The organism is Pectobacterium peruviense (assembly GCF_002847345.1).
Taxonomy (GTDB): Bacteria; Pseudomonadota; Gammaproteobacteria; order Enterobacterales; family Enterobacteriaceae; genus Pectobacterium; species Pectobacterium peruviense.
The window spans coordinates 90,973-110,808 of sequence record NZ_LXFV01000015.1 but is presented as its reverse complement, the minus strand read 5'-3'; the positions used below and the strand labels follow the sequence as shown (position 1 = coordinate 110,808).

The following is a 19,836-nucleotide window of genomic DNA, read 5'->3' as shown; positions in this document are numbered from 1 at the left end:
CTAAATCCGCTTTGCATCGAGAATGCTCATAAGATTCAGACGGTGTCGATAGCACCGCAGCGTTGCGTCAATCGCGTCCGCAGGCATAAAGGAATCCCGATAGGTCGATTCAACGTATTCAGCTTCTTTGATGAGGTCTGCCAGCAACTTCCTAGTGAGGTTTTCACTTAGCCCAATATTCTGGCCAAACAACATGAAATCCATACCAAGGTATTCGCCATACGCGGTTTCAAACCCTGGTGCGAGTGCTTCGTCACCTTCTTCTTGAATTAGCAGCGGTAATGCCATGAAACAGGAAGAAAAATAGGCGGGATAAGGGGCGACGGAAACAAAATCATAAATAGGAGCCAGCATTAACTGGCCTGAACGCGAATGTATCAGGCCAAAATTACGCAGATGCATGTCGTTGTTACCCAGCATGTAGGCGTAAGCGATGCGGCGGAACAGATCTATTTTGAAGACGATATTGTCATTAACGTGTTCGCTAAGGAATAACGCCAACCTCTCATAACTGACATATTGTCTGCCATCTGCACGTATTTTACCGAATTTTTCACCGATCCCCATCGCACCGTCCAACTGTTCCTGATGGATAGGGTGACCCGTTTTTTCGTCGCGGTCGAAACGCTTAATAACGAAAGCAAACTCAGGCTCTTCATCAGCCTTTTCCGGTTTAAAGCGAAGTAATCCGTGTGGTGGGACGGCAAATCCCAGCCGCACCATTAGCGTCATTGTGGCATGTTCGTTTTCTGCCAAATGGGGAAATTCGATCGGGGAGGGTTTGAGAATGTACAGCCCTTGATGATCCACGACGGTAAACGTTTGATCTTCTAATACCATCTGAATTTTGGGCTGATAACCAGAAATACTCATGCCTTTCTGCGTTTGTGGCAGGTCGTGCATGAATTGCTGGCGTGTGAAACGTAACGTCGGGGAAGCATGTATTGACCCCGCGAGATGCTTCAACCCTTTACGGCTATAGCCTGTGGCAATTTCTTCTTCATGTGCTAGCGGTGTCAGCAAAATTCGACATCTTGTCATGACTTATCCTCCGCGATCAGTTGTACTGCGCCGATCAGGTTTTTACCGTTTTGAATGAGGATGCCGAATAAATCCTTCTCATCCAGATGTTGAAACTGACTGTACTGTCGCCGGAGCCAGCCTTCGGGGGCTAACGAGGCAAAATAAGGTGGTAATGATTTGCTGCGAAATACTCCGGTCTGTAGCGGTAAGCTCAATGATAGCTGTGGGCCGAGATAGGATTTTTTGTATTCAAACAGATAGCCTTCATCATCCTGACTTAACTGGCCGATATGGACACCGTAAAGATAGACCTTTACCTGACGGCGCACAGTTTTATCCCTAACGCAGAGCAGACGTTATAAACCGTGGCAAATTTCACCTGAGCGGGATCGTTGAATAGGCGTTTTAAGGTGGATATGGATACGCCAGTCTGTAACTCAAGCGTAGAAAGTTCGATGCCCAACGCTTTACGTCGCGTATTTAGCTGAACGCCAAATACATCCAGCGAATGAATGTGGTCTTCCAGCACAACTTCTTTGTTGGAGGCATCGCTACGTGCGAGTTCGTGCCGTAGTTCGTCGATAGCTTCGCTAATGGCGTCGAGCTTTAGTAATGTTGGCGCAGTGGTGGGAGTATTCATAAATGGACTCTATTTTTGAATTTACCTCATTTATGGTTTAAATATAGCCTGTAAATTTTCTTGTTGTCCATATTTGATACTTATTTATATTAATTATTAATATTTTGCTCATTTATGACCCAGTTGCCATACATCAGAGCCTATCGAACAGTAGCTCGATGAGCGTCATGATTTCTTTGCTGAGCGGCTGTCCTTTCTCTTCGGCTAACAGATAGAGCGGGGTGGTGCGCCTTTCCCCTTGCTGCAGCGGCAATATGTGTAATTCGCCCCGCGTAATGTGCTCTGAAATCCGCGCTTCTGGCAGCCAGCCATAACCGACCTGATGCAAAACGGCCTGCGTTGCCGCTTCAAACGTTGTGAATGTCCAGCTCTCGGCAGACGCTGGCTGCGGATGTGGGGTTGTTCTCGTCACAATCTCTACGCAAGGGTAGCGAGACAGCGACTCATGACTTAATGGCGTGGGGAGTGAAAAAAGCGGGTGGTGGCTGTGTGCGACCGCGACAAAATCAACGTTCATCAACCATCGCCCAGCGCAGCCGTCGATCTCGCGCTGCGTAATGATATAAATATCTGCATCTCGCGCCTTCAACTGGGCCGGCGTTTCATTACGCAGCACCTCAGTTAGGTGGATACGTGTAGCCGGATGCTGCTTCTGAAAGGTGCTAAGCAAGTGGAACAGGCGATCTTTGGGGAAGGTGCTGTCAACCACCAGATTGATGCTAGTCTGCTCACCCATTTTCAGCGAGTGAGCGCGGGCTTCCAGCGCATGAAACGAACGTATTACGGGTCGTGCCTGTGCCAGCAGGCTTTCTCCCTCTGGCGTCAGCTCGGCTTTACGCCCGTTTATCGTGAGTAGCTCGACACCCAGTCGCTCTTGCAGCAGCGAAAGCTGGTAGCTGACCGAAGACTGGCTGCGATGAAGCGCATTGGCCGCCTGCGTATAGCCGCCCAAATCGATAACTGCCTGAAGTATCTCCCATTGTTCCAGTGTCGTCTTTGCTAGCATCTTTGATATATCTAAATATTGAATGATTTTCCCTGAAAAATAGCGTTATTCATCGAATTAGGAAAGCTATAGAGTGAATTTATGCCCTAAATAATTCGAGTTTCAGGCAGGCGGCAAGAGAATGACAAATTCGTTGGGAACGAATTTGACCAGCCAGCGGCTGGCCTCCGGTGAGAGACAGGATGTCTCTCATTTCATCCCGATGAGCTTACTCAGGTAAGTGATTCGGGTGAGTGACAAATCTGCCAGAGGCAAATTTGAACGCTGCTTGCAGCGGCCCCAAAGGGGCGAGATCCACGTAAGTGGGACGAGTAGCGCAGCCAACGCACATGCAACTTGAAGTATGACGGGAATACACACTTAAGGAGAACTATCATGCTTGCATTTAACCAACACGACCTGAGTCACTTTGTCGGGAAACATCTGGTATATACCTACGATAATGGCTGGAATTACGAGCTGTATGTCAAAAATGCCAACACAATAGACTACCGTATTCACAGCGGTATTGTGGGTAACCGCTGGGTGAAGGATCAGCAGGTGTATATCGTGCAGGTCGCTCGCGAGGTGTATAAAATTTCATGGACAGAACCAACGGGAACGGATGTCAGCCTGATTGCGAATATTGCCGATAAGGTCTTCCATGGCACCATCTTCTTCCCGCGTTGGATCATCAATAACCCAGAAAAAACGGTGTGTTTCCAGAATGAACATATTGCTGAAATGGAAGCGTATCGCGACGTGGGCCCAGCCTACCCTACTGAAGTGATCGATGAGTTCGCTACCATTACGTTCATCCGCGACTGTGGGGAAAACAATAACGACGTCATCAACTGCCCTGCCAGCGAATTGCCTGCGGATTTCCCTGCTTGCCTGAAAAAATAAACAGCAACAGGCGCCACGGATACTGTGTCGCCTGATTTGCTATCGCATAAGGCCGATTAACTCTCCGGCCAGAACGGTTCGCCTAGCGTAAGCATCAGCCTGTTGGCCCATGAGAAGAAGGCGGCCGACTGCACCACATCGACAATCTCCAGCGTATCTAATCCCTGTTCTTGCAGCTGTTTCACGTCGTTTGCGTTGACCTGCGCGGGCGTGGCGGAAAGGCGAGCCGAAAAATCGATAATCGCCTGCCAGCGTGGGCTTTGGCCGATACTTAAATCGCCACCGGGAACGACATCTAGTAGTCGTTGCACGTCGCTGTCTTGCTTGGAAAGCTGACTGGCTTTGCGAGCATGCACCGAGGCGCAATAGATGCAGCCGTTGACCTTGCTGGTGACGGCGGCGATGAGTTCGCGTTCCTTGCGCGGCAGGCCGCCAGAAGTATAAAAAATCCCTTTATCCGTCAGCGTGCGCTGTTCCAGCACCGGAAGGTTGCGCCCTAAGAGACGGAAATAGTCGGAATCGGTGTGGCCGAAGCGCGCCAGAATCGCCTGCTCGTCGGTATTGAATTCTGCCAGCGGTTTGGGGGCAATCCACGGTTCCCAGCCTAGCTCTGCCTGAGTGAACGCCTGCGGTGCGGATTTGCCGCTGTGCGCCTGCGGCTGGGTATGCCACTGACCGGCGACAGCTGCCTGCGAATGAGGCTGGCTAACGCGATGACCCGCAATCAGGCGATAACCACGCAGTAAACGGCTTTGAAAATTCACAAATGCGATGAGCTGTGAAAGCGTGACGATATCGTCTACCGACCAGCCTGCCTGCTCCAGCGCCTTGACGTGTGATGGTGCGGCTTGCACGGGCGTTTGTGTCAGGTGTTCAGCGTGATCCAGCGCCAACTGTAGCGCTGGTGTTAGCTCAGGTTCTGGGAAGTCCGCTAGCCGCTCGGTATAAAAATGCTGTAGTTGCTCATCCTGCTGCCAGCCGCTGATTTTTGTCGCAAACCAGAAGCGCAGCGATAACGGTAATGTCGCGTTGTCATGTGCTGTGGCGTTAAACAGCGCATCGTAGCTGCCTTGGGTGTGGCGAGTTGCCGCCTCACGAGTTTTTCTGGCTGCGGCGAGGGCAGAATCTGGGCTGATGTCGGCCAGCACATCCAATACGTCATGGGTGTGTAAGGTGTTAGCGTACGTCATGCAATCTCCTGCCCGAGTGGGCTTTTCTGTTTGACGGCGGGCTTCCAGCCCAAAGCGGGTGCCACCTGAGTGGCAATCAATTCAAGCGAGCGAAGGATTAACGCATGCGGCGGATCGATAGAATGCACCTGGAATGTCACATCGGTCGCCCGCTCCAGTGAGCTGTCTGCCCGAAGCGACGCCGTGACGTCCTGTGCGGTGCCGACATGGCTGTCGAAGGAGGCGATTAGTGCTTCTATCGAGTCGTGAGGAATTGCGCGGAACGTACCGGAGCGGGCGGCAGAACGATTAAGCCCTTTCTCCGCCAGACTCAGCGCCAGTTGACGATCGTCAGCCACGAAGACGCTGCGTGAGCTGAGGATACGCGGTGTGACGCCAGCAGGCAGTGCAGCCAGGTAGGCGTCGATCATCGGGTTTTGTAGGTCAGCGAGCGTGGCGTCTGGGAAATGTTCCGGGCGTGGTTGGGTGCGAGAGAGCATCAGGCCATCGCCCGCTTTGCCCGCCCGTTCTGCACCCTCGATGGAAAAGGTAGCCTGCCAGACGCGCTTATCTAAATGTGGGGCGGCAGGATAGAGCTGATTACCGTCTTCGCTCAGTGCCTCGCCCCGCCATGCGGCGCGCAGCTTCTCCAGATATCGCCCGAGGATCTGCCCGCGCTGCGTGCTGTCGTGACCGAACGCGGCAAATGAGGACGGCGTGCCGCCGGAACCCACGCCAACTTCAAGCCTGCCGTTGCTGAGTAAATCGAGCACGGCGGTGTCTTCCGCCACGCGCAGCGGTTCCTCCATCGGCAGCGTAATCACGCCAGTGCCGAGCTGGATGCGTTGGGTGCGGGCGGCGACCAGTGCCAAAAATACCAGCGGTGACGGTAACCCGCCTTCATCAGCGTGGAAGTGGTGCTGTGCGACCCAAGCACTGTCGAATCCTAACTGTTCTGCTTTGACGATCTGTTCCGTTGCCAGCCGATAGCGCTGCTGGGCGGAAACGTCATCCAGCAACCGTGTGAAAAATCCCAGACGTTTCGTTGCCATTTTACAGTCCTTGGTTTAGTGCGAATGTGGTTTCAGTATGAATTGGGGATTGGTGTGAACGGGCAAACGCCGGATGATGCTGCCCGGGGATCGCCTCGATAAGTTCACGCGTATAGCGATGCTCGGGCTGAGCGAAGATGCGCTCCACTGGGCCGGATTCAAGCTGCTTGCCGTGGTACAGCACGGAAATGGTATCGGCGATCTGGCGCACTACCGCCAAATCGTGCGAGATGAACACATACGTCAGCCCCAGAGATTCCTGTAACTCGGTCAGCAAACGCAGAATCTGCGCTTGCACCGTGACATCCAATGCGGAAACGGCCTCGTCCAATACCAACACCTGCGGCTCCAGCACCAGTGCTCGTGCGATGGCGACGCGTTGGCGCTGGCCGCCGGACAGCTCACGCGGCTTGCGTGACAGCAGCGCTACCGGTAAGGAAACGCGTTCGAACATCTCATGAATTTTTCGCTCCCGTTGCGCGCCGGTATGGCGATTAAAATTGCGCAACGGCTCCTCGACGATGTCGTACAGCCGCTGCGACGGATCGAGCGAGCCAAAGGGGTTTTGATACACCAACTGAATTTTCTGCCGGAACTGGCGCAGTGCTTCGCCTTTCAGATGAGTGATGTCGGTGCCGTCGATCAGAATGCGTCCGGCGCTGGGATGATGAAACCCGAGCAAGCTGCGTGCCGTGGTGGTTTTACCGGAGCCGGATTCGCCAACAATCGCGTGTGTTGTGCCGCGTGCCACGCTGAAAGAAACGTCATCCACAGCGCGAAAATGCTCGCCTTTACCGCTCGACAGAGGAAAGGTCTGCACCAGATTTTCGACCGAGACAATTATGTCAGATGCATGGCTGCGCGGTGGCCGCGGGGTTGGGTTTAGCGACGGGACGTTCGCCAGCAGCGTGCGAGCATAGTGGCTTGAAGGTGCGCTGAGCACATCAAGCGTTGGGCCTTGTTCCTGAATGTAGCCGTTTTGAAAGACCAGCAGACGATCGGCACGCTCAGCCGCCACGCCCAGATCGTGAGTGACGAACAGCACCGCTGTGCCATTCTCGCGCCGCAACTCATCAAGCAGATCGAGAATACGTTTCTGCACCGTGACATCCAGCGCACTGGTGGGCTCGTCGGCAATAATTAAAGCCGGTTTTAACGCAATCGCAATCGCGATCAGGACGCGTTGTTTCATGCCGCCGGAGAGTTCGTGCGGATACTGTTTTGCCCGCAACTCCGGCTGATTCAGGCCAACGAGCTCCAGTAGCGCCAGTGTTTTCTGGCGTGTCGTCTGGCGATCTTCCCGCTGATGAATACGCAGAATCTCATCTACCTGTTCGCCGATGGTTTGCACTGGATTCAGGGAACTGGTGGGATCCTGAGGGATCAGACTGATCTGCGCACCGCGCACGCTGTCCAAACGTTTCTGCGACCAGCCGCTGATATCTACGCTGTTTAGCCGAATAGCACCGCGCGTGAGCCTACCATTCTCGGCCAGTAAGCCGATGACGGCCTGCGCAGTGGTGGTCTTGCCTGAGCCGGATTCCCCTACCAGCGCCACGACTTCGCCGGGCTGAATATGGAAAGAGACACCTTCCACGACGGTCTGCTCGCGATCGTCGCTACGGTAGGCAATCGTGACATTCTCCAGAGCCAGTACGGGCACCGCCGCGCTGGTTTGTAAGCTGACTGACAGGCTCATCGTTCTGTCCTCCTGATCGACTGGCTGATGCGGTTAGCGGACAGCACAACGAGTACGACAATCAGGCCGGGGAAGGTGGTTAGCCACCACGCGGTTGCGATGTAGTTGCGGCCTTCGGCGATGAGCAGCCCCCATTCTGGCGTCGGTGGCGGTGCGCCGTAGCCGAGGAAGCTGAGCGTGGAGATAGCCAGAATCGCGCTGCCGAATTGCAGGGCAGCGAAGGCGAAAACGGTAGTTAATGAATTTGGCAAAATGTGCCGCCACAGCACGCTGAAAAAGGTGCCGCCGCTGCCATAGGCGGCTTCGACATAGTCGCTGTGGCGTACGCGCAATACCTCTGAACGCACCAGTCGGGTAAAGCTTGCGACGGAGGTGACGCCCACGGCAATCGCGGCGTTGACCGTGCCGAAGCCCAGCAGGATGATGACGCTCAGCGCCAGCAGCAGACCGGGGATTGCCAACAAGACATCGATGCTGCGCATGACGACGCTATCCAACCAGCCGCCAATCGCACCAGCCAAGAGACCGAATAGGCTGCCGAGCACCAAACCTAGCCCGACGGCGATAAATGCGCCAGACAGCGAATGCACCGCGCCGTAAACGATACGCGCATAGAGATCGCGCCCTAACTGATCGGTGCCGAGCCAGTATGCTGCGTCGGGTGCCAGCCGCTGTGCGCCTGCGATGCCTTCCGTCGGGTTATAGCTGGTAAACCAACCGGGAAACAGCGCCCAAAGCGCGACAGTCAGTATGACCAGCCAGGCTAGCAGCAGTCCCGGCTGAAAGGCATAGCGACGTATAAACAGCCGCTTGCGCAGAAGAGGAAAGGTGACTTTTTCCAGTGGAACGGTAGTCATAGCGTGGCTCCTGGCGTTCTTTTCAGGCGCGGATCGAGAAGTGGATAAAGCAGGTCGACGGCCAGATTGACGACAACAAAGGCGGCGGCGGAAATCAGCACGATGGCCTGTAACACGCTGCTGTCCTGATAATTCACCGCTTCCTGCGTTAACTGTCCGAGCCCGTTACGGCCAAAGACGGTTTCCGTAATCAGCGCGCCCGCAATCAGTTCGCCCAACAGTAAACCGGCGATGGTCAGCGTGGGTAGCATGGCGTTACGGGCGATATGCCGCCAGAGCACGCCGCTGCGGCTGGCCCCTTTCGCGCGGGCGACGGCAACAAACGGCTGGGTTTGCACCTGATCGATGCTGCGCATCAGCACCTGAGCCAACGGGGCAGAGATTGGTAGCGCCAGCGTGAGAACGGGCAAAATCAGTCCTTCCCATTCTCCGGGGTTAATCACCGGAATCAGGCCCAGACGGAAAGAGAAGATCTGAATCAGCACGATGCCGAGCCAGAATGTTGGCACGGAAATAAACAGCGACGGCAGTGATTGCAGTGCGGTTCGCAGCCACTGAAACGGCGTTAGCGTCGATAAGAATGCAAGGGCGAACGCCAACAGCCCGGCGGCGATGAAACCCAGCACGGAGAGCAGTAATGTGGGTGGCAGATTCGCGGCGATAAGCTCGCTGACTGGCACACCAGCCTGAATAGACAGGCCAAGATCGCCACGCAGTATCTGTGCTATTGCATGAAAATATTGCGTGAGTACTGGCGTATCGGCACCGTAGGACAAACGCAACTGCGCGATCTGCTCGGCGCTTAGGCCGAGCTCTGGGTTTTGAAACTTGATCAGTACGGCATCACCCGGCATCGCCTGAAGCAGGATAAAAGACAGGGTGAATGCCGCCCACAGCACGAGCAGTGCCTGACCGATGCGCAGTGCCAGATAGCGGTTCATGATGATCTCCTCCCTCTTCTTCTGTGTTACTTATCTAGCCAGGTGTTGTAAAAGCTGGGGCGACCTACGGCTTCAAACGCGATGCCTTTTGTGGTGGGGGCGCCTGCAAATACCTGCGGTTCTTCAAAAATGGGAACGACGTAGGCCTGATCGATCAGGTAGCCCTGCACTTCTCCCACCAGCGTCAGCCGCTTGCTGCGGTCAGTTTCTGCGGCGATGCCATCCAGCAGCGTATTCAGATGCGGGTCAACAAAGTCCTTCACCTTGTCGCTGGAACCACCTTTTTGCAGCAGGACGTTACGTACCGTCGGGTAATACTGGCTTTTCAGCACATCCGGGTCGGCGCGGCCGACCATCGCGGGTGCCACGCCGGTTTTCAGCGGGTCGAGGCTATCCACGGTTTTACTGCCTGCATCGCCCGCTAACACATTCAGCTTCACGCCGACTTTTGCCCACTGTTGAGAAACCAGTTGCAGGGTTTCTTTGTTCTGCGGCTGCGGCAGAGATTCATAGGCGGTCAGTTCCAGCGTTTTGCCGTCTTTCTGACGTAATCCTTGGGGACCGGTTTTCCAGCCTGCTTCATCTAACAGTTTGTTGGCCTGAACGGGATCGAACGTCAGCTTGCTGGAGAGATCGACATAGCCTGCGGCGGTTTTGGCCAGCGGTGACCTGGCCTGTGGGTAGTTGTCAGAGAACAGCGTATCAATGATCTCTTTGGTGTTGGTGGCGTGCAGCAGCGCCTTACGTACTCGGATATCGGCTACCAGCGGGTTATCCGGGCGGAAAACTACGCTGTTATTGACGCCGCGCGTAGGCGGTGCATAAAGGTTGAAGCCCTGACTTTGTACCCGCTTTTCATCATAGGCTTGAATCTGACGAATGAAGTCAGCCTGACCAGAGACCAATGCGCCGATACGCACGCTGTCTTCCGGGGTGACCAGATAGGTAATGCCGTCCAGATAGGCGCGCCCTTGGTGCTTTGATTTAACCGGAGCCCAGTCGTAATCCTTACGTGCAGTCAGCTTCAGTTCACGTCCCAGCTTCTCGCTGCTCACCACGAACGGGCCGGAGCCAATAATGTTTTTGGCATTGCCTAACTGATTGAAATTGCGCTCAAGCGTACTGAGAGAAACTAAACCAGAACCGATCGCCGAAGTGCCTTGCAAGAAACCCGGCGAAGGCTTCTTGAAATAAAATTTCACCGTCAACGGATCGATAACTTCACTGCGCAGGTAATTGTTGATGACTTCGGAAACTGGCTGGTTGAGCGCGGTGTTCCCTAAACCATAGGTATCGACGTTTTTCGCTACCGCGTTGGCATCCAGCGGAGTGCCGTCAGAGAAGCTGACGCCGGGGCGGATCTTGAACGTGTATTCGGTGTTGTCCGCGTTGATGCTCCAGGATTCTGCAACCCACGGTTCGATCTCCAGCGTTTCTGGGTTCTGGTACGTCAGTTTATCGGTAATCTGGTTGAGAATGCCGCCGTTCGGATAAAAACCGCCCGCTGGCGTATAGAGATTGGTGTGTGGTTGCTGTTCCAGATAAACCAGCGTACCGCCGATTTTCGGTGCGTCGTTCGCAGCGTGTACGTTCACCGCACCGCCCAGAAGGAGCAGCGAGGTAAAAAGAGTGAGTTTCTGATGAGGATGCAAAAAAGTTGCCACGATGATTGTCCCTACATGTGATGATTTTTATTAAATTATTGGTTTATCAGGTGAATGTTCGGATCGATTACGTCCTGAAGCGGGGGAATAAAGCAGGAAACGTTAACCGCTCGTTACAGGCGATACTTCCATAGGCGGTAGGAAACAGCAAAGAACAATACTGGCATTGGTTATCCAGTTTTTAGGTAGGGAAAAGCGTGATTTTTAGCGGAAAATAACCGCATTTCGCGTGTGATGATGGGGGTATTAAGTGGGAGATAGTAGCGCTGCGAAAAAATCGTCGCAGCGCTAAGGTCGACTGAGAGTTATTTCAAAACCTGCGGATTCACGCAGTTTTCTTTTATCTGACCGCTCAGGGCGGCAATCAGATTATCGACGGCACAGGCGGCCATATCGTAGCGTGTTTCGTGCGTCGCGGAACCGATATGCGGCAGCGCCACGACGTTGGGTAAATCCAGCAGTGGAGAATCGACAGGTAACGGTTCTTGGACAAAAACATCCAGCCCTGCGCCCTGAATTGTCCCTTTCACCAATGCTTCCGTTAACGCGTCTTCATCCACAACGGCACCACGACCGATATTGATCAAAATAGCGCTGGGCTTCATTTTTGCCAGTTGTTCGCGGCCAATGAGATGGTGAGTTTCCGCCGTCAGCGGCAGTGTGATACAGAGGAAATCAGATTCGGCCAATAGCGTATCGAGATCGCAATGGCGGGCATTAAAGCGTTCTTCCGCTTCGGCGTGATGGCGGCGTGCGTTGTACAGTACCGGCATGCTGAAACCAAAGTGAGCGCGCTGTGCGACGGCCAGACCGATGCGTCCCATCCCCAGAATACCGATGGTTTTATGGTGAACGTCGGTGCCAAACCAGTCGCTGCCAACACCACCTTTCCATTCGCCAGCTTTGACCCGTTCAGCTACTTCCACGACCCGACGCGCACTGGCGAGCATCAGTGCCAGAACGGTATCCGCCACCGTTTCCGTTAGCACGGTCGGGGTATGCATGAGAATCACCCCTTTTTCATTCAGCGCGTCGACGTTAAAGGTGTCATAACCGACAGAAATGGTAGAAGCCGCGCGTAAACGCGGTGCGTGTTGCAGGAAGTCTTTATCGACTTTGCCGCCGGAACCAATGATGCCTTCGGCCGTTGCCAAAGCGGGATGGTCGAGGGCAGGAAAGGCGTCAAGTTCAGTGACGGTGAAGTGTTGGTCTAAACGAGCGCGTAGGTCGTCAGCCACTTTTTTATACAGGATAACGCTAGGTTTCATCACAAACTCCAGCAGATTAAGGAAGTTAACGTAGAAATAGCTCATCGAATAATCGCGTAGCTGGCGAGAGACTGCAAGCGATACCGCCCCCGCATCTGCCCAAGGTTAATCACGATTAATGGGGAATTTGCACGATTGATGTGATGAACGATCGCATACAGACGCTTCACTGCCGCGTGCAGATGGCCTGCATGATGTTCCTTTATGATGGTTTGATTAAAATATTTCCTTTGTGATTTTTATCACTCATTTCTTGATAAAGCATTACTACAAAAAACCGATAACGTTATTTACGGGGATGTTTTTTGACATGGTGATGTTTTAGACATTGGTATTGTTAATGGGGGCGGAAATGCATTTTTTTACCAGGATTATGAGTAATCTCAAGGTTTCTCATAAGCTGTATGGCGGTTTCGGTATTGTCCTGTTGTTGGTAATGATCGCGTCTGGTGTTGGTGCGGTACGATTTTTCATCATTCACGATTTGTATGTTAAAACGACGATTTTGAATGAAATGAATCATTATCTCGATCAGTCAAAAATGGCGAGAGTGAAATATTCATTCACCTTTGCGGATGACAATATCAAGAACCTTAATACCTACATTAGTCAGGCAAATCAGCAAAAAGAAAAAGCGAAAGCGCTAACGTGGGAATCGATTTATCTCTCTGATTTTAATAATCTTGATCAGGATTTTTCGAATTATGATACCGATCTGAATAGCATGAAAGCCGCCGCAAATGCGGTGGTCGAGACGGCAAAGAAAATCAGCCAGATGAATGCCTCTGATGCATTAACGGCATTTATGACCAATCTCCCCGTCGGCGCAGATGAAAATTCGTTGTCTATGCAGAAGGAAGCCCTCTCGCTGCTGTTCCTGAAACTGGTCAACAGTACCTACACCTTACAAAGAGAGAATAGCGAAGCCGCGTTTAATGCACAGAAACAGGTCTATGCCGAATCGAAGACATCCTATGATTCGCTGGCATCATCGGTCAGTAGCGATCGCCGTCGCGTAGTCGATTCGTTTTGGCAAGCATTTGAAAATTATCATCAAACGGCAGAACAGTATTACGCGCGGCTGGGGCAGTTAAAAACCACAGATGTGAAGTTCCGGGCAACCGGAGACAAAATGACGAGCGATATCGGCAGTATTCTGCAAAAGCTCGGCGCGAAGAATGATGACATTATCAATAGCTCTGTACTGCAAACGCTGGTTTTAGGGGCGATTGCCATTGTCTTCGGTCTACTGATCGCATGGTCTGTCACGCGACAAATTACCCGACCGATTATCACCAACCTGAAGCTGGCGGAGCGGATCGCTGGTGGCGATCTCTCTGCGAATGTTACGGTGGAACGGCATGATGAACTGGGGCAATTAACGGCGGCCATGATGGTGATGACGGAGAAATTACGTCATTTAATGACGGATATTCGTCAGAGCGTGTACAGCGTTGAGAGCGCGTCTGCTGACATTGCATCAGGCAATAATGATTTGTCATCGCGTACCGAGCAGCAATCGGCGGCGATTGTAGAAACGGCGGCCAGTATGGAAGAGTTAACGGCCACCGTGAAGAATAACGCCGAGAATGCCCGACATGCCAGCCAGATTGCCGGAGAAGCCTCAACCAATGCCAACCGCGGCGGAGATATTATTAACCGCGTGATTAATACCATGAGCGATATTTCAGGGAGTTCGAAGAAGATCTCTGATATCACGAGTGTCATTAATAGCATCGCTTTCCAGACCAATATTCTGGCATTGAATGCGGCCGTGGAAGCGGCACGAGCCGGTGAGCAGGGGCGCGGATTTGCGGTGGTCGCCAGTGAAGTTCGTAGTCTTGCTCAGCGCAGTTCACAGGCCGCAAAAGAGATCGAAACCCTGATCTCCGAATCGGTTTCTCGTGTGGATGCCGGGACCGAGTTGGTTTCTCGTGCGGGAACGACGATGGATGACATTGTCGCTTCCGTGAGTCGTGTGAATGACATCATGGGGGAAATCTCCTCAGCATCGGATGAGCAGAGTCGTGGTATTGCCCAAATTGGCAGTGCGGTGGCTGAAATGGATACCACTATCCAGCAGAATGCCTCAATGGTGAGCGAATCTTCGGCTGCGGCAAACTCGTTGCAAGAACAAGCGTCGAAGTTGGCAACACTAATGTCGGTTTTCCGCATATCCGATAAGGATGTTGCGGGGCTGGCAAGGCTGCAAGGTTCGAATACCAGTAATCCAAATTCGGGTAATAAGGCTACGGCTCGTCTGCCGACGCTGGCGTCGCGGGATAACGGGAACGATAACTGGACAACGTTCTGATATCCGGTTGAATCGATAGCTCAGAGATGACCCATTGAACCAGAGGGAGCGGGATTTACTGCTCCCTCACCCGTTTTGCCCACTGCATGATCAGCGCAGTCGCTTGCGTATCCTGATTGACGTTCTCCTCAACAATGATGAAACCCTGCTTATGGTAGAACCGGCAGGCGCGCGTATTCTGCTGATACACTTCCAGGCTGAGTAAAGGGAACTGTGCCTGAACATGCTGAATTAGCGCAGCGCCAATCTGTTTGCCGTAATAGTCTTGTTCCACAAATAGCGCACCGATAAACCGCGCTTCCAGCACGCTGATAAAGCCGATAAGGCTTCCTTGCTCTTCATAAACCCAGGTTTGAGACTGGGGGATATAGATTTCACGTACCGCGGTGGCACTTTCTCGCCAGTAATCTTCACGAATGAAGGGATGCGCCAGAATGGTGCTCTTCAACCAGAGCTGCATCAGTGGTTCGAGATCGAGGCCGCGGTAAGGGCGGATCACGAGGTGCTTTCCTGATGACAAAAACAGTCGGTGACATGGTCGTTGACCAATCCACCTGCCTGCATGAAGGCATAACAGATAGTTGAACCAATAAATTTGAAGCCGCGTTTCTTCAAGGCTTTGGACATGGCATCTGAAACGTCAGTTTTAGCTGGGACGTCTGCGAGCGAAGCGGGATGATTGAGACGTGGCTGGTGTTCGACAAAAGACCAAATGAAGTGCGAGAAACTCTCTCCCTGACTTTCCATCTCCACCCACACTTTTGCATTGGTGATGATCGCCTCGATTTTCCCACGGTGGCGGATAATACCGCTGTCCTGCACTAATCGATCTACGTCATCCTGCGTCATTTTCGCCACCTGTTCAGGATTAAACTGGTGAAAGCAACGGCGATAGTTTTCGCGTTTTTTCAGTACGGTGATCCAGGAAAGACCCGCCTGCTGGCCCTCCAGACACAGTAGCTCAAAGAGCTTCTGGCTATCGGTGCAGGGCTTACCCCACTCGTTATCGTGGTAATCCTGATATAAGGTGTCTTGTGTAACCCAGCCGCAGCGTTGCATTCCTTTCTCCTGATTCGGTTGTGCCGTTGGTAGTTGGACGCACAGTTCATTGTAATGCGGTCTGCCGCAATGTGGGGAGATCATGACATTCATAGTGCTGTATATGCAACCAGCGTTTTGCGGGCGTGCTCGCAGATATGAAAGGTTGTGTGCGGATGAGGCGGAAAGTCGTCGTGGAATCGTGAATAATGCTTTGCCAACAGCTCAGGGCTATTTTATTCGCTCAGGGCTGTTCATTAGCTCAAGGCGTTCATTGATCATAAGAAAAGCATAAACAGGGGAACAGGGAATGGCAGTGGAGTGGGTAGCAGCCTATCTGGCATTAGGTGCGGTAGTGGGTTTTATGGCGGGGTTATTGGGCATCGGCGGTGGCGGCATTATGGTGCCAGTGCTGACGGCGCTGTTTGCCGCACAGGGTGTAGATAATACCCATCTGGTGCATCTGGCGTTGGGAACGTCAATGGCGGCGATTGTTGTCACGGCAATTTCCAGCCTGCGCACCCACCATCAGCATCAGGCGGTGCTCTGGCCTGTGGTGGTGCGGATTACGCCTGCCATCCTGATCGGGACATTCGCCGCTACCTGGCTGGCGACGCTGTTGCCGACGCGGACGCTGGCAATCTTTTTTTCCTGCTTTATGGCCTACGTTTCTCTGCAAATGGTGTTGAATATCAAGCCAAAACCGCAGCGCCAGTTGCCCGGTACGGCTGGCGTTTCGTTCGCAGGGCTGGTGATTGGCAGCATTTCGGCGTTAGTGGCCATCGGTGGTGGGTCGCTCACGGTGCCGTTCCTGACGTGGTGCAACGTGCGTATTCAGCAGGCAATCGGTACGTCGGCGGCGGTCGGGCTACCAATTGCCCTTTCCGGTGCGCTGGGCTACATGATCAACGGTTGGTCGGCGAATGGGCTGCCTGATTACAGCGTCGGCTATGTTTCTCTGCCCGCCGTTCTCTTGATTTCTGCCGTCAGTTTCTTCACTGCGCCTGTCGGCGCTCGTCTGGCGCACCGTTTGCCGGTTGCGACGCTGAAAAAGGCCTTTGCGGCATTGTTACTGCTACTGAGTTTGAAGATGTTGCAGACCGTTTTTTCCAGTTGATCTCGGAACTTGAACGATGATGACGGGGATTTGCACTTGTTACCGCATTCTGGCTGTATATCTTGCGGTCAGAGGGTATACTGGCGCATTCCTTATAAATCCACTTGTATCGCGCGCGAATCCAACATGCAAAAGTTTGATACCAAGACCTTCCAGGGCCTGATCCTGACGTTACAGGATTACTGGGCTCGCCAGGGCTGCACCATTGTTCAACCATTGGACATGGAAGTCGGCGCAGGCACTTCACATCCTATGACCTGCCTGCGGGCACTGGGGCCGGAGCCAATGGCCGCCGCCTATGTGCAGCCTTCTCGTCGTCCGACCGATGGACGCTACGGCGAAAATCCGAACCGCTTACAGCACTATTACCAGTTTCAGGTCGTCATTAAGCCATCACCGGAGAATATTCAGGAGCTGTATCTCGGCTCTCTGAAAGAACTGGGTTTGGATCCGACCATTCACGATATCCGCTTCGTGGAAGACAACTGGGAAAACCCGACGCTGGGTGCTTGGGGTCTGGGTTGGGAAGTCTGGTTGAACGGTATGGAAGTCACGCAGTTTACCTACTTCCAGCAGGTTGGCGGTTTGGAATGTAAACCAGTAACCGGTGAGATCACCTACGGTCTGGAACGTCTGGCGATGTACATTCAGGGCGTTGATAGCGTTTACGATCTGGTCTGGAGCGATGGCCCGTTAGGTAAAACCACCTACGGCGATGTGTTCCATCAAAATGAAGTCGAGCAATCGACCTACAACTTTGAACACGCTGATGTCGACTTCCTGTTCAGCTGTTTCGAGCAATATGAGAAAGAAGCGCAGCATCTGCTGGCGCTGGAAAAACCGCTGCCTTTACCAGCTTACGAACGCATTTTGAAAGCGGCGCACAGCTTTAACCTGCTGGATGCGCGTAAAGCGATCTCGGTTACCGAGCGTCAGCGCTACATTCTGCGTATTCGTACCCTGACCAAAGCGGTTGCGGAAGCCTATTATGCCTCTCGTGAGGCTCTGGGTTTCCCGATGTGTAATAAGAAAGAAAGCTAAGAGGCAGCCATGACTGACAAGACTTTTCTGGTGGAAATTGGCACGGAAGAGCTGCCGCCGAAGGCTCTCCGTAATCTGGCAGAATCCTTTGCCGCTAATTTCACGGCGGAGCTGGATGCCGCCAATCTGGCGCACGGGGACGTAAGCTGGTTTGCTGCGCCGCGCCGTCTGGCGCTGAAAGTGGCACGTTTAAGCGCTTCTCAGCCCGATCGTGAAGTAGAAAAACGGGGTCCGGCGATTTCTCAAGCGTTTGATGCTGAAGGGAAGCCAACCAAAGCGGCAGAAGGCTGGGCGCGTGGCTGTGGTATCACCGTTGAGCAGGCTGAACGTTTGACGACTGATAAAGGCGAGTGGCTGCTGTATCGCGCCCATGCTAAAGGTGAACAGGCGCAGGCGTTGCTGGCTGGCATGGTAAGCACCGCATTATCAAAGCTGCCTATCCCAAAACTGATGCGCTGGAGCGATAAAGAAACCCAGTTTGTCCGTCCGGTGCACACCGTAACCCTGCTACTGGGTGAGGAACTGATCCCCGGTCAGGTATTGGGTATTCACTCTGCTCGAACGATTCGCGGTCACCGCTTTATGGGTGAAGCTGAATTCACGATCGACAACGCCGAACAGTACCCGCAGATTCTGCTGGAACGCGGTAAAGTCGTTGCTGACTACGATACGCGTAAAGCCAAAATCAAAGCCGATGCGGAAGAAGCCGCACGCAAGATTGGCGGTAATGCCGATCTGAGCGACAGCCTGCTGGAAGAGGTTACCTCGCTGGTGGAATGGCCGGTGGTACTGACCGCGAAATTTGAAGAAAAATTCCTCGCGGTGCCGTCCGAAGCGCTGGTTTACACCATGAAAGGTGACCAGAAGTATTTCCCGGTTTATGACAACAGCGGCAATCTGCTGCCTCACTTCATCTTTGTTGCCAATATCGAATCCAAAGATCCACAGCAGATTATCTCCGGTAACGAAAAAGTGGTGCGCCCGCGCTTAGCTGACGCCGAGTTCTTCTTCAATACTGACCGTAAGAAGCGTCTGGAAGATCACCTACCGCGTCTGGAAACCGTTTTATTCCAGCAGCAGTTGGGTTCATTGCGCGACAAAACTGACCGTATTCAGGCACTGGCAGGCTGGGTTGCTTGCCAGATTGGTGCCGATGTGAATCACGCGACGCGTGCGGGTCTGCTGTCCAAGTGTGACTTGATGACCAACATGGTGTTCGAATTCACCGACACGCAGGGCGTGATGGGGATGCACTATGCGCGTCACGATGGTGAAGCGGAAGATGTTGCTGTTGCACTGAATGAGCAGTATCAGCCGCGCTTTGCAGGTGATGAATTGCCGTCTTCTGCCGTGGCTTGTGCGTTGGCGATTGCTGACAAAATGGATTCGCTGGCCGGGATTTTTGGCATCGGCCAACATCCAAAAGGCGACAAAGACCCGTTTGCACTGCGTCGTGCTGCCCTCGGTGTGTTGCGCATCATCGTCGAAAAACGTCTGCCGCTCGATTTGCAGACGCTGACCGAAGAAGCGGTGCGTCTGTATGGCACCAAGCTGACTAATGCTAAGGCTGTGGATGAGGTGATTGAGTTTATGCTCGGTCGTTTCCGCGCTTGGTATCAGGAAGAAGGCCACAGCGTGGATACCATTCAGGCGGTATTGGCGCGTCGCCCAACTCGTCCGGCTGATTTCGATGCCCGCGTGAAAGCGGTCAGCCACTTCCGTTCGTTGGATGCAGCAGCGGCGCTGGCAGCGGCTAACAAGCGTGTTTCCAACATTCTGGCGAAGTCTACCGATACGCTGAATGAGAGCGTCAATGCGGCTGTATTGAAAGACGCGGCGGAAATTACGTTGGCAACGCACCTTGTCGTGCTGCGTGACAAACTGACACCGCTGTTTGCTGAAGGTCGCTATCAGGAAGCACTGGTTGAGCTGGCCTCACTGCGTGAACCTGTCGATGCATTCTTCGATCAGGTGATGGTAATGGCGGAAGATGAGCAGGTTCGAGTGAACCGCCTGACGCTGCTGAGCCAACTGCGTGAGCTGTTCTTGCAGGTTGCGGATATTTCTGTGTTGCAATAACGGCGATAGCGTTATCGTAATCTTAACCCCCGAATAGGTTCTC

Annotated in this window: 18 protein-coding genes; 5 read left to right on the top strand and 13 right to left on the bottom strand. The window is 53.3% G+C overall.

What is annotated here, in order from left to right:
- The 4 genes from A0G03_RS13035 to A0G03_RS13020 all read right to left on the bottom strand — a co-directional run bounded on the left by A0G03_RS13035 (position 1) and on the right by A0G03_RS13020 (position 2,669).
- Entirely contained in the window at positions 1 to 1,041 is a 1,041-nt protein-coding gene (locus A0G03_RS13035; RefSeq protein WP_048258151.1) for a type II toxin-antitoxin system HipA family toxin, read from the bottom strand.
- Positions 1,038 to 1,352 carry a HipA N-terminal domain-containing protein gene (locus A0G03_RS13030; protein ID WP_048258152.1) on the bottom strand — a complete coding sequence of 105 codons (315 nt, stop codon included), beginning with the start codon at positions 1,350 to 1,352 and terminating at the stop codon, positions 1,038 to 1,040. Before A0G03_RS13030 ends, A0G03_RS13035 begins: the two co-directional genes overlap by 4 nt.
- Positions 1,337 to 1,663, bottom strand: coding sequence for a helix-turn-helix domain-containing protein (locus tag A0G03_RS13025; protein ID WP_048258153.1), 327 nt, complete (start codon positions 1,661 to 1,663; stop codon positions 1,337 to 1,339). Before A0G03_RS13025 ends, A0G03_RS13030 begins: the two co-directional genes overlap by 16 nt.
- Positions 1,664 to 1,796: 133 nt before the next feature.
- A complete protein-coding gene (locus A0G03_RS13020) occupies positions 1,797 to 2,669 on the bottom strand; it encodes a LysR family transcriptional regulator (protein WP_048258154.1) in 873 nt (290 codons plus the stop codon).
- A 375-nt stretch (positions 2,670 to 3,044) separates the two neighbouring features.
- Between A0G03_RS13020 and A0G03_RS13015 the strand changes: the two genes are divergently transcribed.
- Positions 3,045 to 3,554, top strand: a complete 510-nt coding sequence (locus tag A0G03_RS13015) for a phenolic acid decarboxylase (protein WP_048258155.1) — start codon at positions 3,045 to 3,047, stop codon at positions 3,552 to 3,554.
- Positions 3,555 to 3,610: 56 nt separating this feature from the next.
- On the opposite strand, the gene A0G03_RS13010 is transcribed toward A0G03_RS13015, so the two are convergent.
- The 7 genes from A0G03_RS13010 to ghrB all read right to left on the bottom strand — a co-directional run bounded on the left by A0G03_RS13010 (position 3,611) and on the right by ghrB (position 12,204).
- The gene (locus A0G03_RS13010) at positions 3,611 to 4,744 is read right to left on the bottom strand and encodes an alkylhydroperoxidase domain protein (RefSeq protein WP_048258156.1); all 1,134 of its coding nucleotides are present in this window, start codon (positions 4,742 to 4,744) and stop codon (positions 3,611 to 3,613) included.
- Positions 4,741 to 5,775, bottom strand: a complete 1,035-nt coding sequence (locus tag A0G03_RS13005) for a putative FMN-dependent luciferase-like monooxygenase (RefSeq protein WP_048258157.1) — start codon at positions 5,773 to 5,775, stop codon at positions 4,741 to 4,743. Before A0G03_RS13005 ends, A0G03_RS13010 begins: the two co-directional genes overlap by 4 nt.
- Before the next feature lies 1 nt (position 5,776).
- The gene (locus tag A0G03_RS13000; protein WP_048258158.1) at positions 5,777 to 7,474 is read right to left on the bottom strand and encodes a dipeptide ABC transporter ATP-binding protein; all 1,698 of its coding nucleotides are present in this window, start codon (positions 7,472 to 7,474) and stop codon (positions 5,777 to 5,779) included.
- Positions 7,471 to 8,331 (bottom strand): ABC transporter permease, encoded by an 861-nt coding sequence (locus A0G03_RS12995; RefSeq protein WP_048258160.1) that lies wholly within the window; start codon positions 8,329 to 8,331, stop codon positions 7,471 to 7,473. The genes A0G03_RS13000 and A0G03_RS12995 overlap by 4 nt, the downstream gene beginning before the upstream one ends.
- Positions 8,328 to 9,272, bottom strand: coding sequence for an ABC transporter permease (locus A0G03_RS12990; RefSeq protein WP_039310296.1), 945 nt, complete (start codon positions 9,270 to 9,272; stop codon positions 8,328 to 8,330). The genes A0G03_RS12995 and A0G03_RS12990 overlap by 4 nt, the downstream gene beginning before the upstream one ends.
- Before the next feature lie 26 nt (positions 9,273 to 9,298).
- Positions 9,299 to 10,936 (bottom strand): TIGR04028 family ABC transporter substrate-binding protein, encoded by a 1,638-nt coding sequence (locus tag A0G03_RS12985; protein ID WP_048258161.1) that lies wholly within the window; start codon positions 10,934 to 10,936, stop codon positions 9,299 to 9,301.
- Between the two features lie 305 nt (positions 10,937 to 11,241).
- Positions 11,242 to 12,204 (bottom strand): glyoxylate/hydroxypyruvate reductase GhrB, encoded by a 963-nt coding sequence (gene ghrB / locus A0G03_RS12980; protein ID WP_048258293.1) that lies wholly within the window; start codon positions 12,202 to 12,204, stop codon positions 11,242 to 11,244.
- Between the two features lie 352 nt (positions 12,205 to 12,556).
- Here ghrB and A0G03_RS12975 point away from each other — a divergent pair, with 352 nt between their 5' ends.
- Positions 12,557 to 14,518: a methyl-accepting chemotaxis protein gene (locus tag A0G03_RS12975; protein WP_048258163.1), complete on the top strand. Its 1,962-nt coding sequence runs from the start codon at positions 12,557 to 12,559 to the stop codon at positions 14,516 to 14,518.
- A gap of 55 nt (positions 14,519 to 14,573) precedes the next feature.
- Here A0G03_RS12975 and A0G03_RS12970 read toward each other — a convergent pair whose 3' ends face one another.
- Both A0G03_RS12970 and A0G03_RS12965 read right to left on the bottom strand, forming a co-directional pair.
- Positions 14,574 to 15,017, bottom strand: coding sequence for an N-acetyltransferase (locus tag A0G03_RS12970; RefSeq protein ID WP_048258164.1), 444 nt, complete (start codon positions 15,015 to 15,017; stop codon positions 14,574 to 14,576).
- Positions 15,014 to 15,577 carry a DNA-3-methyladenine glycosylase I gene (locus A0G03_RS12965; protein WP_048258165.1) on the bottom strand — a complete coding sequence of 188 codons (564 nt, stop codon included), beginning with the start codon at positions 15,575 to 15,577 and terminating at the stop codon, positions 15,014 to 15,016. Before A0G03_RS12965 ends, A0G03_RS12970 begins: the two co-directional genes overlap by 4 nt.
- A gap of 289 nt (positions 15,578 to 15,866) precedes the next feature.
- Between A0G03_RS12965 and A0G03_RS12960 the strand changes: the two genes are divergently transcribed.
- The 3 genes from A0G03_RS12960 (at position 15,867) to glyS (ending at position 19,793) form a co-directional block, all read left to right on the top strand.
- Positions 15,867 to 16,673, top strand: a complete 807-nt coding sequence (locus A0G03_RS12960; protein WP_048258166.1) for a sulfite exporter TauE/SafE family protein — start codon at positions 15,867 to 15,869, stop codon at positions 16,671 to 16,673.
- A 126-nt stretch (positions 16,674 to 16,799) separates the two neighbouring features.
- The gene (gene glyQ / locus A0G03_RS12955) at positions 16,800 to 17,714 is read left to right on the top strand and encodes a glycine--tRNA ligase subunit alpha (RefSeq protein ID WP_048258168.1); all 915 of its coding nucleotides are present in this window, start codon (positions 16,800 to 16,802) and stop codon (positions 17,712 to 17,714) included.
- 9 nt (positions 17,715 to 17,723) lie between these two features.
- Positions 17,724 to 19,793 carry a glycine--tRNA ligase subunit beta gene (glyS, locus tag A0G03_RS12950; protein WP_048258169.1) on the top strand — a complete coding sequence of 690 codons (2,070 nt, stop codon included), beginning with the start codon at positions 17,724 to 17,726 and terminating at the stop codon, positions 19,791 to 19,793.
- Positions 19,794 to 19,836 lie beyond the last annotated feature (43 nt).

Excerpts from the sequence above, each read along its gene's own strand:
- A0G03_RS13000 (WP_048258158.1), bottom strand. The coding sequence starts at position 7,474 with ATGAGCCTGTCAGTCAGCTTACAAACCAGCGCGGCGGTGCCCGTACTG.
- A0G03_RS13010 (WP_048258156.1), bottom strand. The coding sequence starts at position 4,744 with ATGACGTACGCTAACACCTTACACACCCATGACGTATTGGATGTGCTG.
- A0G03_RS13025 (WP_048258153.1), bottom strand. The coding sequence starts at position 1,663 with ATGAATACTCCCACCACTGCGCCAACATTACTAAAGCTCGACGCCATT.
- A0G03_RS12995 (WP_048258160.1), bottom strand. The coding sequence starts at position 8,331 with ATGACTACCGTTCCACTGGAAAAAGTCACCTTTCCTCTTCTGCGCAAG.
- A0G03_RS12975 (WP_048258163.1), top strand. The coding sequence starts at position 12,557 with ATGCATTTTTTTACCAGGATTATGAGTAATCTCAAGGTTTCTCATAAG.
- A0G03_RS12990 (WP_039310296.1), bottom strand. The coding sequence starts at position 9,272 with ATGAACCGCTATCTGGCACTGCGCATCGGTCAGGCACTGCTCGTGCTG.
- A0G03_RS13015 (WP_048258155.1), top strand. The coding sequence starts at position 3,045 with ATGCTTGCATTTAACCAACACGACCTGAGTCACTTTGTCGGGAAACAT.
- A0G03_RS12965 (WP_048258165.1), bottom strand. The coding sequence starts at position 15,577 with ATGCAACGCTGCGGCTGGGTTACACAAGACACCTTATATCAGGATTAC.
- A0G03_RS13035 (WP_048258151.1), bottom strand. The coding sequence starts at position 1,041 with ATGACAAGATGTCGAATTTTGCTGACACCGCTAGCACATGAAGAAGAA.
- A0G03_RS12960 (WP_048258166.1), top strand. The coding sequence starts at position 15,867 with ATGGCAGTGGAGTGGGTAGCAGCCTATCTGGCATTAGGTGCGGTAGTG.
- A0G03_RS13020 (WP_048258154.1), bottom strand. The coding sequence starts at position 2,669 with ATGCTAGCAAAGACGACACTGGAACAATGGGAGATACTTCAGGCAGTT.
- glyS (WP_048258169.1), top strand. The coding sequence starts at position 17,724 with ATGACTGACAAGACTTTTCTGGTGGAAATTGGCACGGAAGAGCTGCCG.
- ghrB (WP_048258293.1), bottom strand. The coding sequence starts at position 12,204 with ATGAAACCTAGCGTTATCCTGTATAAAAAAGTGGCTGACGACCTACGC.
- A0G03_RS13005 (WP_048258157.1), bottom strand. The coding sequence starts at position 5,775 with ATGGCAACGAAACGTCTGGGATTTTTCACACGGTTGCTGGATGACGTT.
- glyQ (WP_048258168.1), top strand. The coding sequence starts at position 16,800 with ATGCAAAAGTTTGATACCAAGACCTTCCAGGGCCTGATCCTGACGTTA.